The 13,776-nt window shown below is 66.7% G+C and carries 11 protein-coding genes; 6 read left to right on the top strand and 5 right to left on the bottom strand.

Annotated features, from left to right (window positions below):
• The first annotated feature begins 165 nt into the window (after nt 1-165).
• From HNS34_RS14390 to HNS34_RS14380, 3 genes are all read left to right on the top strand, one after another.
• On the top strand, nt 166-561 hold the full coding sequence (locus tag HNS34_RS14390) for a nuclear transport factor 2 family protein (RefSeq protein WP_172320784.1): 396 nt from the start codon (nt 166-168) through the stop codon (nt 559-561).
• A gap of 95 nt (nt 562-656) precedes the next feature.
• A complete protein-coding gene (gene yghU / locus HNS34_RS14385) occupies nt 657-1,523 on the top strand; it encodes a glutathione-dependent disulfide-bond oxidoreductase (RefSeq protein WP_172320783.1) in 867 nt (288 codons plus the stop codon).
• Complete coding sequence (locus tag HNS34_RS14380; protein ID WP_172320782.1) at nt 1,520-1,975, top strand: methylated-DNA--[protein]-cysteine S-methyltransferase; 456 nt, start codon at nt 1,520-1,522, stop codon at nt 1,973-1,975. Before yghU ends, HNS34_RS14380 begins: the two co-directional genes overlap by 4 nt.
• Nucleotides 1,976-2,020: 45 nt before the next feature.
• Here the strand turns inward: HNS34_RS14380 and ygfZ are convergent, their stop codons facing one another.
• Complete coding sequence (ygfZ, locus tag HNS34_RS14375) at nt 2,021-2,779, bottom strand: CAF17-like 4Fe-4S cluster assembly/insertion protein YgfZ (protein WP_172320781.1); 759 nt, start codon at nt 2,777-2,779, stop codon at nt 2,021-2,023.
• 127 nt (nt 2,780-2,906) lie between these two features.
• Here ygfZ and HNS34_RS14370 point away from each other — a divergent pair, with 127 nt between their 5' ends.
• Entirely contained in the window at nt 2,907-4,097 is a 1,191-nt protein-coding gene (locus HNS34_RS14370; protein WP_172320780.1) for a pyridoxal-phosphate-dependent aminotransferase family protein, read from the top strand.
• Nucleotides 4,098-4,106: 9 nt separating this feature from the next.
• On the opposite strand, the gene HNS34_RS14365 is transcribed toward HNS34_RS14370, so the two are convergent.
• The gene (locus HNS34_RS14365) at nt 4,107-5,213 is read right to left on the bottom strand and encodes a pyridoxal phosphate-dependent aminotransferase (protein ID WP_172320779.1); all 1,107 of its coding nucleotides are present in this window, start codon (nt 5,211-5,213) and stop codon (nt 4,107-4,109) included.
• Between the two features lie 204 nt (nt 5,214-5,417).
• Between HNS34_RS14365 and HNS34_RS14360 the strand changes: the two genes are divergently transcribed.
• Entirely contained in the window at nt 5,418-6,239 is an 822-nt protein-coding gene (locus HNS34_RS14360) for a CPBP family intramembrane glutamic endopeptidase (protein WP_172320778.1), read from the top strand.
• Between the two features lie 83 nt (nt 6,240-6,322).
• Here the strand turns inward: HNS34_RS14360 and HNS34_RS14355 are convergent, their stop codons facing one another.
• Nucleotides 6,323-6,793 carry a macro domain-containing protein gene (locus HNS34_RS14355; protein ID WP_172320777.1) on the bottom strand — a complete coding sequence of 157 codons (471 nt, stop codon included), beginning with the start codon at nt 6,791-6,793 and terminating at the stop codon, nt 6,323-6,325.
• Nucleotides 6,793-9,915 carry a valine--tRNA ligase gene (locus tag HNS34_RS14350; RefSeq protein WP_172320776.1) on the bottom strand — a complete coding sequence of 1,041 codons (3,123 nt, stop codon included), beginning with the start codon at nt 9,913-9,915 and terminating at the stop codon, nt 6,793-6,795. The genes HNS34_RS14355 and HNS34_RS14350 overlap by 1 nt, the downstream gene beginning before the upstream one ends.
• Before the next feature lie 184 nt (nt 9,916-10,099).
• On the opposite strand from HNS34_RS14350, the gene HNS34_RS14345 reads away from it, so the two are divergent.
• A complete protein-coding gene (locus HNS34_RS14345) occupies nt 10,100-11,173 on the top strand; it encodes a T6SS phospholipase effector Tle1-like catalytic domain-containing protein (protein ID WP_172320775.1) in 1,074 nt (357 codons plus the stop codon).
• 136 nt (nt 11,174-11,309) lie between these two features.
• On the opposite strand, the gene hrpB is transcribed toward HNS34_RS14345, so the two are convergent.
• Entirely contained in the window at nt 11,310-13,763 is a 2,454-nt protein-coding gene (hrpB, locus tag HNS34_RS14340; RefSeq protein WP_407925866.1) for an ATP-dependent helicase HrpB, read from the bottom strand.
• Between the last annotated feature and the right edge of the window lie 13 nt (nt 13,764-13,776).

Below are 13,776 nucleotides of genomic sequence, written 5' to 3'. Positions count from 1 at the left end.
GATGGGGCCTATGAGGCAATGGGCTACGAGTTCGAGAACCCCTTGTACGCGCATGCCGATGACCTGCGTGACCTGGTGCAGCGCCTCGACTAAGGCACCGCGCCGGGACTCGACACGCGCCAAGATCGCGGGCACGGTGTCAGTCTCTGCCCGAAAGGAACATCCATGCCAGTCACACCCGACGCCGTCGCACGCATGGCGAAGGATTACACCGCCGCCTGGAATTCCGGCTCTGCCGATGCCGTCGCGTCCTTCTACGCGCCCGATGGTGAGATCGTTATCAATCGCGGCGACCCCTGGTCGGGGCGCGACAGGGTGCGCGACATGGCGGCAGGCTTCTTTGCCGATGTCCCCGACCTGAGCCTGACCTGCGACGATCTCAGGGTTTCGGGCACCCATGCGATTTTTGTCTGGAGCTTTACGGGCCATGACGCATCCAGCGGGCGGCCCCTGAATGTGCGCGGATGGGAAGAATGGGAGATCGGCGAGGACCTCAAGGTTGCGGCCTCGCGCGGATGGTTCGATGCCGACGATTATGCGCGCCAGGCGTCAGCTGCGTGACCTTGTGCGCATTTGCAGGGGCGATTGTGCCCTTGGCGCCGGACTGAGTCCGTATATCTTTGGGTGAATGACTGCACTCCAACAGGAAGCACCCTATGACCGATAGCTACACGCCCCCCAGGGTCTGGACCTGGGACAAGGAAAACGGCGGGGCCTTCGCCTCGACCAACCGGCCCATCGCCGGGCCGACCCATGAAAAGGCGCTGCCGGTCGGCAAGCATCCGTTCCAGCTCTACTCGCTGGCCACGCCAAATGGCGTCAAGGTCAATGTCCTGTTCGAGGAATTGCTGGCCGCGGGCCACAAGGGGGCGGAATACGACGCCTGGCTCATTCGCATCGGCGATGGCGATCAGTTCGGCTCGGGCTTTACCGAGGTGAACCCCAATTCCAAGATCCCGGCGCTGATGGACCGTTCCGGGCCGACCCCGGTGCGTATCTTCGAATCCGGCGCGATCCTGCTGCACCTGGCCGAGAAATTCGACGCCTTCCTGGGCGCGCCCGAGGATCGGCCCGAGATGCTGTCCTGGCTCTTTTGGCAGATGGGCAGCGCGCCTTACCTGGGCGGCGGTTTCGGCCATTTCTACGCCTATGCGCCCGAGCCGATGGAATACCCGATCAACCGCTTCGCGATGGAGGCCAAGCGCCAGCTTGACGTGCTGGACCGTCACCTTGCGGAGCGGGAGTGGATGGCCGGCGACAGCTACACGATTGCCGATATGGCGATCTGGGCCTGGTATGGAAACCTCGCCCTGGGCCGGGCCTATGACGCCGCCGAGTTCCTCGATGTCGCCAGCTACAGGAACGTCGTGAAATGGGCCGAGAGGATCGACGCGCGGCCTGCCGTGAAACGCGGGCGGATGGTCAACAAGACCTCGGGCGATCCGGCGACGCAGCTGCACGAACGCCATGATGCGTCCGATTTCGAGACTCAGACGCAGGACAAGATCGGCCCCGACGCATGATGCGGGGCGGGGTCTCGACTCCGGTCGGGACCCTGACCCTGTCGGCACGGGATGGGGCGATCACGGCGGTTGAGTGGCGCCATCCGTTGCGCGACGATCCCGCGCCGATTTTCGATCAGGCGCGGGCCGAGTTGACGGAGTATTTCGCGGGCGCGCGGCGGCGTTTCTCCGTTCCGCTGGCCCCCGGTGGCAGCCGGTTTCAGCAGGAATTCTACGCAGCCCTCACGGAAATCCCCCATGGCGAGACCCGCAGCTATGGCGATCTGGCGCAGCGGCTTGGCGTCTCCGCGCAGGCGATCGGGCAGGCGTGCGGGGCCAATCCGATCCCGGTCTTCATCCCCTGTCACCGGGTGTTGGCGGCAAACGGCCTTGGCGGCTATTCCGGCGCGGGCGGGATCGAGACAAAGGTGGCGCTGCTCAGGCTGGAAGGGGCGGCATCGCTTCTGATCTGACCCGCGCGGACCGAGTTCTTTCAAAAGAACTCGTGAAATCCTGTTTCAGGATTTCGCCCCCTCCGGCCAGCGGATCGCAGCCTCACCCGCCGTCAACGCCCCTTTCGCGCGGTCGAAGCGCAGATAGGCCAGCGCCTTGCCCCCCGATTGCGTGAACAGTCTGCCCGCCGGTTTCTCACCCGCGAGAATCTCGGTTCCGACCGGCGCCGTGCCCTCGATCTCGACCTGCGCCAGCCCCTTGCGCAATTCCGTCTTGTGCTTCATCCGCGCGGTCACTTCCTGGCCCACATAGCAGCCCTTGCGATGATCGACGCCGTTCAGCCGGTCGAACCCCATTTCCAGGATATAGCTGTCATCGGGGATCAGCTCGACACCCGCCTCGGGGATGACATGCGTCACGCGCAGCGCGTCCCAATCCGTCACCTGACGCTCGCCCGCGATCCCGTAGGCGCGCCAGCCAAGCCCCGCATCGCGCGGATCCGGGTGGCTGCCCTCCGGTCCGTCACCGCGCCCGCGCGTGACCTCCAGGACCGTCTCCTCGATCTGCACATCGGCGCGCAGGCGGTACATTGCCAGCCGCTGTGCCAGCGCGGGGGCCAGATCGTCCTTCACGTCGATCAGGATATCCTCGCCCCGGTCCAGCAGGAAGAAATCGGCCAGGTACTTGCCCTGCGGCGACAGCAGCGCGGAATAGACCAGCGCGCCGGGCCTCGCGTCATTCGTCACCAGCCCTTGCAGGAAATCGCCGCGCTCTGATCCCGTCAGGCGCAATACGGTCCGGTCGGCTGCGGTTTCGGCGGTCATGGCGGGCGTCCTCCTTCGGTCTCCTGCCCCATATATGCGTGTCTCTCCCCAACGGCCAGAGGGTCCCCGATTGACCATCCCCGACCGCCACGATACCGATTTCACAACCCGTCAGAAAGGACCCGCCATGAGCCTCGCCAATGGCCGCGAATATCTTGCCATCCCCGGCCCCTCGGTGGTGCCAGACCGGGTGCTGCGCGCGATGCACCGGGCCGCGCCGAACATCTATATCGGTGAGCTGGTCGAGATGACGCATGGCATCGTCCGCGACCTGCGCCGTGTCGCCCGGACAAGCCATGACGTGGCGATGTATATCTGCAATGGCCACGGCACCTGGGAGGCTTCCCTCAGCAACACCATGTCACGCGGCGACAAGGTCCTGGTCCTGGATACCGGGCAGTTCGGCCGGGGCTGGGGCGCGACGGCGCAGGGTCTGGGGATCGAGGTCGAGATGCTGCCCGGTGACAGCCGCAAGCCCGTCGACCTGGCTCGACTGACCGAGGCGCTGCGCGCCGACGGGGACCACCGGATCAAGGGCGTGCTGGCGGTGCATGTCGAGACCTCCTCCTCCGGGCGCTGCGACATTGCCGGAGTGCGCCGCGCGCTGGACGACGCGGGCCATCCGGCGCTGCTGTTCTCGGACAATATCGCCAGCCTGGCGGTGGACGAATTCCACATGGATGATTGGGGCGTCGATGTGATGGTCTCGGCCAGCCAGAAGGGGCTGATGGTGCCGCCGGGCATGGGCTTCGTCTTCTTCTCGCCCCGCGCGGCCCGCGCGCGCGAGACCGCCGACCTGGCCACGCCCTATTGGGATTGGCGCCTGCGTGCCCGGCCCGAGATGTTCTACCAGCATTTCGGCGGCACCGCGCCGACGCATCACCTCTACGGGCTTCGGGAAGCGCTTGACATGATCCTCGACGAGGAGGGGCTGGAGGCCGCCTGGACGCGCCACGCCGCGCTGGCGCGCACCATCTGGGCCGCGGTCGAGGCCTGGGGGCAGGGCAGTGACGTGGCGCTCAACATGACCGACCGGGCGGCGCGGTCGCATTCCGTGACCACGATCCGCATGGGCGAGGGGCAGGGCGACCGGTTGCGCGCCTGGCTGGAGGCGGAAACCGGCGTGACGCTCGGCAAGCCGCTCGGTGCGGAAATGCCCGAGGCGAGCGGTATTTTCCGCATCGGCCACATGGGCCATGTGAACGCGCATATGGTGATGGGCGTGCTTGGCGCGATGCAGGCCGGGATGATCGCGCTGGATATTCCGCACGGGGCAGGGGGTCTGGACGCGGCGGCGGCTGTGGTGGCGGCGGGGTGACCAGCGGGATCAGCCGCGCGCGTCCGCAAGCGCGCCGGGCAGCGCCCCGGCAAAGGCGGCCAGGTCGGCCTCGGTCCCGCAGGAAACCCGGATGCAGCGGTCCTGCGGGGCTGTGAAGGGCATCCGCACGAAAATGTCGCGCGCCCCAAGACCCGCCACCACCTTGCGCGCGAAATCGCCGTCATGGCCGCAGTCGATGGTGACGAAATTCGTGGCCGAGGGCAGGGGTGTCAGCCCGTTGTCGCGGGCGATCCGGGCGATGGTTTCGCGCGCCGCGCCGATCCGGGCGACCGTGTCGCGCAGGTGCTCCTGATCCTGAACGGCGGCGAGGGCTGCGGCCTGCCCCAGGCGCCCGACGCCGAAATGGTTGCGGATCCGGTCGAACCCGGCGATCAGCGCGCTGGAGCCAATCGCATAGCCCACCCGCATCCCCGCCAGCCCGTAGGCCTTGGAGAAGGTCCGCATCCGGATCACGCGCGGGGTGTCCGGCGCGAGCGGCGGGATCACGCCCTCGGGTGCGGTGTCTGAATAAGCCTCGTCCAGCACCAGCAGGCAGCCCTCGGGCACCGCGGCGATCATGCGCTCGATCACGTCGGCCCCGTGCCAGCTTCCCATCGGGTTGTCGGGGTTCGAGATATAGACCAGCTTCGCCCCGGTCTCCCGCGCCCTGGCGATCAGCGCCTCGGGGTCTTCATGGTCGCCCTTGAACGGCACCTTGTGCAGAACGCCGCCAAAGCCCGCGACATGGTAGTTGAAGGTCGGATAGGCCCCTTGCGAGGTCACCACCGCGTCGCCCTCGGCCACCAGCAGGCGCACGAGGTTGCCAAGCAGCCCGTCAATGCCCTCGCCAACAAGGATATGCTCCATCGCGATGCCGTGATGGGTGGCCAGCGCGTGGCGCAATTCATGCGAGGCGGAATCGCCGTATTTCCATGCCTCACGCGCTGCCTCGGCCATGGCAGCGATGGCGCGGGGCGAGGGGCCGAAGACGCTTTCATTCGCGCCGAGCCGGGCGGCAAACGGCCTGCCTCGCTCCCGTTCCTGCGTTTCCGGGCCGACAAAGGGGACCGAGGCGGGCAGGCGGGCGACAAGCGGGGTGTAGTTCGGATCGGTCATGGGGGCGATGAATGCGCGGTCGGGGCGGATTTCGCAAGGGGGAGGGTGGGTGGTTGGTTGGGACGGGCACGCATCGTGCGAGGTCACTCACCTTTGCGGTCTCCACTTCCTACTGCGCAAATCGGGGGATTTGATCGACATCATGTCTCGGTGAACGCGACGAGTCTATTGTCGGCCATCAGCTTGGATACAAGGCTAGGTCCAATGAGAGAGCCCACAGAGCCCCGCTCGCATCATGCGATCCCGTCTTCCGCCATAATGGCCTTTGTCGGTCTGACCTTCACCATCACCTGGGGATTGATCGGGGTTTATGTGCTCCGACCTGATTGGGCCGCAACCACGTTCGGCCAGATCAGCGGCACTCACCCGTTTTTCTTTCTGGCCACTTGGGCACCGGCGATTTCGGCCTTTGTGCTGATCCTCTATTTCGCAGGCATGCGCGGGCTGAGGGCTTTCCTCTCACGACTTCTCATATGGCGCTGCGCACCCGGATGGGTAGCATTTGTCGCCGTCGGCATCCCGCTGGTCTACATGGCAGGCTCGATCCTGAAGGGCGGGCCGGTTCTGGCACCAATGCCACCCGAGGGCATTGGCCCCATGGTTGCGCTGCTCTTCATGATGCTCTTTCTTGGCCCGATCGAGGAGTTCGGCTGGCGTGGCGTCGCGCAACCCATTCTCCAACGTTACATGGCCCCGGTCTGGGCAGGGGTGCTCATCGGCACGGTCTGGGGCATCTGGCACATCCCGGCGTTCTTCCTGTCGGGGACGGTCTTCGGCGACTGGAATTTCCTGCCGTTCCTCGTCGGCAACATCACATTGGCGATTTTGGTGACGCAGATTTTCAACCGCGCCAAGGGCAGCCTGCTATGGCCAATGCTGTTCCATTGGCAGTTGATCAACCCGTTCTGGCCGGACGCGCAACCTTATGACACGTTGATATTGGTGGCTGTTGCGGGCTGCGTCGTATGGTGGAACCGGGACACCATGTTCAAGCGCGCGGGGGCCGTGACACGGCTCATCCCCTGACGAGGACGGACGGAGCTGCAACGAACAGATGGTGCGACATCGTTTTTGGGCCGTAGAGTGCGCTTCTGCGTACCTTCCCACCGTCACGGCAGATCGTAAACCGTCACGTCCACGCCCGCCTCGACCAGGCACTCTTCGATCAGCGGCTCGATCTTCTCCCATGACCCGCCTGCCAGCCCTGCCCCGATGCGCGGCATGTGAACGCTGGCGCCTTGATCGGCGGCGCGCTTCGCCACCTCGCAGAGGCCCGCCTCGATGGCCTCGTAGCGGATCGGCGGCACCGGTCCCTGGGGACGGATGCCGTGCTGGCCGATGATGTTGGCGACGCAGAGGCCGTCCTCCACCTCGACCACCTGCACCGCGCCAAGCGCGAACTCCTCGCCGCTGGCGTACCAGTCGCGATAGGCCTGCTCGGGCGCAGACCATTTTTCCGAGAGCGCCATGACAAAGCCCTTCCCCCAGGCGCCCTCATCGTTGCAGACATGCGCGATGATGGCGGGGCGGGGCTCCGGCGCGGTGGCATCGCCTTTGGTATAGGTCAGCGAGCCCGCCATCAGGCGACCTCTTCCAGCCGTGCCAATGCGGCCCTGATCTTGGCCTCTTCCTCTTCGCGCGCGTCGAGGTTGGCTTGGGTTTCCTCGACCACTTCCGGCGGGGCGCTTTCGGCGAATTTCGGGTTGTTCAGCCGCCCGCGCAGGCCCCCCAACTCCTTCGCCAGCTTGCCCAACACCTTCTCAAGCCGCGCCTTTTCCTCGGCCACGTCGATGAGGTCGGCGATCGGCAATCCGAAGACCCCGCCCGCGACCGCGATGGTGACGGCCCCCTTGGGCAGGGCATCGACGCGGCTGACACCTTCTACGCGGGCAATCCGCAGGATCATCGCTTCGTTGCGGTCCCAGGCGGCCTGGCCCTTCGCGTCCAGTTCCGCCTGCAACAGCGGCACCTTCAGACCGGCGGGCACGTGCATCTGCGCGCGGACCGAGCGGATTTCGTCAATCAGCGAAATCACCCAGTTCATCTCGGCATCGGCTTCGGCGTTGATCAGCTCCGCGCCGTATTCCGGCCAGTCCTGATGCACCAGCAGGGTGTCGCGCGCGGCGATCTCGCCCCACAGTTCCTCGGTGATGAAGGGCATGACGGGGTGCAGCAGGATCAAGCACTGGTCGATCACCCAGGCCATGGTGGCGCGGGTCTCGGCAATCACCGCTTCGTCACCGCTTGCGTAAAGCGGCTTGGCAAATTCCAGATACCAGTCGCAGACCTTGCCCCAGACCAGCGCATAGAGCCCGTTTGCCGCATCGTTGAAGCGGTAGGCGGCCAGCGCCTCGTCATGGGCGATGCGCCCGCGTGCGATTTCACCCACGATCCAGCGGTTGACGGTCTGGGTCACGCTGGCGGGGTCGAACCCGTCCACCGGCTTGCAGTCGTTCATCTCGGCAAAGCGCGCGGCATTCCAGAGCTTGGTGCCGAAATTGCGATAACCCTTGATCTTGTCGACGCTCAGTTTCAGCACGCCGCCAAGCGCCGCCATGGACGCATTGGTAAAGCGCAAGGCATCGGCGCCGAATTCGTCCACAATCTCCAGCGGGTCGATCACGTTGCCTGTGGTCTTCGACATCTTCTTGCCCTTCTCGTCGCGGACAAGCTGATGCAGGTAGACGGTATGGAACGGGTTCTGCTGCGTCACGGCCTGGGACATCATCATCATCCGGGCGACCCAGAAAAAGAGGATATCCTGCCCGGTGATCAGCACATCGGTGGGGAAGTATTTCTTCGTGCTCTCGTCCCAATTGGGCCAGCCAAGCGTGCCGAAGGGCCAGAGCCCGGAGGAAAACCAGGTGTCCAGCACGTCGGGATCACGCCAGACGGGATAAAGCAGTTCTGTCGGGTCTTCCGTCACCTCATAGCGCGCATAGCTATGCGCCAGCATCTCCTCGGCGGCGCCCCGGTCGGCCACTTCCGTGATACGGGCGTGGTTGAGCGGCGTGGGCAGCGATGCGATGCGATCCTTGAAGCGCGGGGTGATGTCTTGCAGCGCAGCGCCACACTCTGCGGCTTCGCCGGCATGGACCATATGTTCGGTCACCAAGAGGCGGCCAAGCTCGACATGGTCCAGCGTGCCGTCGCCCTCGTCATCGGTGAAATCCGGCGCGGACAGGTCGAGACCGTACCAGACCGGCACCTGATGCCCCCACCAAAGCTGCCGGGAAATACACCACGGCTCGATGTTTTCCAGCCAGTGGAAGAACACCTTCTCGCCGCTCTCGGGCATGATGGTGACGTCGCCCTTGCGGACGGCGTCCAGCGCCGGGCCGACGATCTTGGCGGTGTCGACGAACCACTGGTCGGTCAGCATCGGCTCGATCACAACCTTGGACCGGTCGCCGAAGGGCTGCATGATCTTCTTCGATTCGACGTAAGGGAGGGTTTCGGTGATCTCCTCGCCGGTTTCCTTGTCCGTGCGCGTCACCTGATGCGTGACCGCCAGCCCCTCGCCGGTGATCTGCGCGACCACCAGCTTGCGCGCCTCGAACCGGTCCAGCCCGCGCAAGTCATCGGGCACCAGGTTCAGCGTATCGACCTCGGTGCCGGTGAAGTCGGCCCCGTTCGCGATCTCCTGCGCGCGCTCCGCCGCCTCGGCATAAGGCGCGCCATCGGCCCGCATCGCGCCCTTCGTATCCATCAGGCGATACATCGGGATGCCGCCGCGCTTGGCCACTTCATAATCGTTGAAATCATGCGCGCCGGTGATCTTCACCGCGCCCGAGCCGAAATCGGGGTCCGGATACTCATCGGTGATGATCGGGATCAGGCGGCGATGTTCCTTCGGGCCGACGGGGATCTCGCAAAGCTGGCCCACGATTGGGGCATAGCGCGCGTCCGAGGGATGCACCGCGACCGCGCCGTCGCCCAACATGGTCTCGGGCCGGGTCGTGGCGATGGAGATGTAGTCCCGCGTCTCGCGCAGGGTCTCAACGCCATCCTCGTCGGTCTCGACATATTCATAGGTGGCTCCGCCCGCGAGCGGGTATTTGAAGTGCCACATATGGCCGTCGACCTCGGTGTTTTCGACCTCCAAGTCGGAAATCGCGGTCTCGAAATGCGGATCCCAGTTCACGAGGCGTTTGCCGCGATAGATCAGGCCCTTTTCGTACATATCGACGAAGACCTTGATCACGGCATCATGGAAATCGGGGCTGTTCTCATGGCCCGTGCGCGGGTCGCCCTGCGCGCCCGCCATGGTGAAGGCGTTGCGGTCCCAGTCGCAGGAGCATCCCAGGCGCTTCAACTGCTCGACGATGGTGCCGCCATATTTGCCCTTCCATTCCCAGACCTTCTCCAGGAACCTCTCGCGCCCCATCTCGCGGCGGCTTTCATTGCCTTCCGCCGCCAGCATCTTCTCGACCTGCAATTGCGTGGCGATACCCGCATGGTCCTGCCCCGGCTGCCACAGCGTGTCGAAGCCGCGCATCCGGTGCCAGCGCACGAGGATATCCTGCAACGTGTTGTTGAAGGCGTGGCCGACATGCAGCGCGCCGGTCACGTTGGGCGGCGGGATCATGATGGTGAAGGTCTCGGGCCGCGAGGCATTCGCCCCCGCCGCGAAGGCCCCTGCCTCGTCCCATTTCGCCGTGATCCGCGCTTCGGCCTCGGCCGCGTCAAAGCTCTTTTCCATCGCCCGCATATCCTGTTTCCACTGTCGGACGTGACTTAACGGCTTCGCGGCCAAAGGCCAAGACTGCGCGCGCCCCGGTTGCGGCGATTTGCGCCCTCTGGACAGCGGCGGCGCGGTTGCTACCAATAGGGTCAAGGTGGGGGCAGCGGATAAATGCACGCGGTTGAACACGATAGGCAGCGTCATGGCCGCTAGGGGCGGGTTCCTGACCCGGTTGCGCGGCTTTCGCAGCCGGCCTGAGCCGCGGCTTGCCGACACCCGCGCAGCCCGCACCCATGTCGTGCTGCTCGACGGCACCATGTCGAGCCTCAAGCGCGGTTACGAGACCAATATCGGCCTGACCTACCGCCTGCTGTCCGAGGTCGGCCCCGCCGCCAACCTGATGGTCTATTACGAGCCCGGCATCCAGTGGCGCGGGCTCAAACGATCTGTCGAGGTCATCGCGGGCATCGGCATCAACCGCCAGATCAAGCGCAGCTACCTGTTCCTGGCGCGCAATTACCGCCCCGGCGACAGGATCTTCCTGATGGGCTATTCGCGCGGGGCGTTTGCGGTGCGCAGCCTGGCGGGGCTCATTGACAAGCTCGGCCTGATGCGGCCCGCGCAGATCACCGAAGAAACCATGGCGCGGCTCTATGACCTCTATGAGCGCGAGCCCGACGGCGCCTCGGCCCGTGCCTTCCGCGAGACGCGTTGCCATCCGCGCGTCGAGATCACCATGGTGGGCGTCTATGATTGCGTGCGGGCGCTTGGCGTGCGCTGGCCGGTGCTGTGGCGGCTCGCGCCGCAGGCGCATGAGTTCCACAACCACAGGCTCGGGCCCGCTACACTAAAGGGCAGTCACGCGCTGGCACTGGAGGAGACGCGAGATGCTTACGCGCCGCTTTTGTGGGATGTCCCACCCGAGCGCGAGGGCGATATCGTGCAGATGTGGTTTCGCGGCACGCATGGCGATGTCGGCGGCAACCTGGGCGACTGGCACGCGGCGCGGCCGCTGTCGAACATCCCGCTGGTCTGGATGCTGGAACGCGCCGAGGCGGCGGGGCTGGTGCTGCCGCCGCATTGGCGCGGCCGCTATCTGACCGATCCGGGCGTGCCCTCGGCGGGCAATCTGCGCGGGTGGGGCTTGCTCTTTCCGCTGCGCCACCGCCGCAAACCGGGCCGCGATCCCTCCGAGAGGGTGCATCCCACCGCCGCTGCCCTGCTGCGCGGCTGGGGCTATGCGGTCGATGCAGAAGGGCGGATCGGGCCGCAATAGGGGTGTCGCCGCGCTGGCGCGCGTCGATCCGCCGGGGCTCTGCCGTCGTCATTGTCGCTCGGCCCAATGGCGCAACAATGACGACCCCGAGGTTTTTCTGGCAAAATGAAAGGAGATGCAGACAGACTTGAGCCGGTTATCCCTTGCGCGGCTTGGCTCTCAGTGTCGGATCGGCGCTTGCCGGGTCTTCCGGCCAGGGATGCTTGGGATATTGCGCGCGCATGTCCTTGCGCATGTCGGCGTAGGAGCCCGCCCAGAAGCCCGGCAGGTCCAGTGTCACCTGGACGGGACGGCTGGCGGGGGACAGCAGCACCATGCGAATGGGCAGGCGCTCGGGCCCGATCACCGGGTGTTCGGTGGTGCCGAAGACCTCCTGCACGCGGCACGAAATCTCCGGTTGGTCGCCGCTGTAATCGACCGGCACCCGGCGGCCCATCGGGGTGGTCCAGTGGGCGGGGGCCAGCCGGTCGACGTCCTGCATCTGGTCCCAGGTCAGGCTGGCACGAAGCGCGTCCGCGGGGTCGAAGCGGCGCAGGTCGGCGGCGCTGGTGCAGCCCGTCAGGTAGGGCGCAAGCCAGTCCTCCGCGCGCGCCAGCAGGCCCGCCTCCGACATGTCCGCAACGCCGGAATAGGCAATGCGCGCCCGCAACAGGCGCGCCGCTTTCGTCCAGTTCAGCGCCTCCAGCCCGAGCGCGCGCAGCCCTTCCAGCAGCGCGCCGGTCACGGCCTCTTCTGGCGGGTCATTCCACGCCTTGTCCTGCAAGACCAGCGCGCCGAACACCTCTTGCTCGCGCGCCATCACCCGGCCTTCGCGCCGTGACCAGTGGCAAACCCGGCGCGCCGCGATCTGGCCGCCATGGAGCCCGCGCAATTCCGCCTCGTTCAACGCCACCGCCTGCCGGATACGCGCCTCGCGCGGGTCGCCGTCCAGATCGGTCGCCACGATCAGACGTTGCCCGGCCAGCGCGTCGCCATCGGGCATCACCGCGCCCTTGCCGCCGGAGAGGACGTAGCGCGACGCGCTCCCCTTGCGGCGCAGCCCGATCCGGTCGGGATAGGCAAGTGCGGCCTGTTCCCCCAGGCTGCGCGCGGGGCCCTTGGCAAACCGCGCCAGCCGTTTCGCCTCGGCCCTGATCCAGGCGACCGCGCCCGAATCGGCGTTCAGTGCCTTCGGGTCATCCAATGCCCGCAGCCGCAGCCCCAGATCGGTGCCCTGTCCGCGCAGGGGATCACGCTCGGCCAGGATCGCGGCCAGCCGTTCCGCCCCCTTGCCGCCAAGCGCCAGCATATGCGCGAGGCGCGGATGCAGCGGGATGCGCGCCAGTTGGCCCCCATGCGAGGTAATCCGGCCCTCACCGTCCAGCGCCTCCAACCCGCGCAACAGCGCCTGCGCCTCGGCCAATGCGCCTTCGGGCGGCGGCGTGAGGAAGGCCAGCCCCGCGCCGTCGCCCGCGCCCCATTCGGCCAGGTCCAGCGCCAGCCCCGCCAGGTCCGTCGCCTCGATCTCGGCGGGCGGGAAGGCGGGCAGGGCGCCCTCGGCCCCCCTGGTCCAGTTGCGATAGCAGACCCCCGGCGCCACGCGACCGGCGCGGCCCCGGCGCTGGTCGGCCTCGGCGCGCGAGACAGCTTCTGTCACCAGCCGCGCCATGCCCGAGGAGGGATCGAACCGCGCCCGGCGCGCCCGCCCGCCATCGACCACGACGCGGATATCGGGGATGGTCAGCGAGGTTTCGGCAATCGCCGTTGCCAGCACCAGCTTGCGTTTCGCGGGGTCGGGCCTGAGCGCCGCGCGCTGTGCCGCCAATGGCATCGCGCCGAAGAGCTGATGCAGGGCGATGCTGTCGGGCAGGTCGCCAAGCAGCCCCGCCACCCGCCGGATCTCGCCCTCGCCGGGCAGGAAGGCGAGGATACCGCCCTCGGCCTCGGCCAGCGCCGTACGGATCAGTTCCGCCACACTCACCTCAAGTCTCTCGCGCGCGGGCGCAGGCCGGTCGCGCCAACGGGTCTCGACCGGAAAGCTCTGCCCGTGCGAGGTGATCACCGGCGCGTCGTCCAACAGCGCCGCGACCGGCCCCGCATCCAGTGTTGCCGACATCACCAGCAGCACCAGATCCTCGCGCAGGGCGCCGCGCACTTCCCAGGTCAGGGCCAGCCCCAGATCGGCGTTCAAGGACCGTTCGTGAAATTCGTCGAAGATCACCGCGCCGATGCCCGGTAACTCGGGGTCGCCTTGCAGCATCCGGGTCAGGATGCCCTCGGTCACCACCTCGATCCTCGTCTCCGGTCCAACCTTGCTGTCGCCCCGCACGCGGTAACCCACGGTCTGCCCGACCGCTTCGCCAAGCGTTTGCGCCATGCGTTCGGCGGCGGCGCGGGTGGCCAGCCGTCGCGGCTCCAGCATCAGGATACGTCCCTCGACCAGGTCCAGCATCGCCAGCGGCACCCGCGTGGTCTTGCCCGCCCCCGGCGGGGCCTGCAACACGGCCCGCCCCGCGCGGGACAGCACAGCCATCAGGTCGGGCAGGACGGCATCTATGGGCAGGACAGGGGGCAGGGCGGTCTCATTCGGCTCGGCGGGGGTCACGCCCATAAGGAGGGGCTCA

Origin of the sequence: Alterinioella nitratireducens (genome assembly GCF_013155465.1) — a bacterium.
Classification (GTDB): domain Bacteria; phylum Pseudomonadota; class Alphaproteobacteria; order Rhodobacterales; family Rhodobacteraceae; genus Alterinioella; species Alterinioella nitratireducens.
This window is presented reverse-complemented; position numbering and strand designations above follow the sequence as displayed.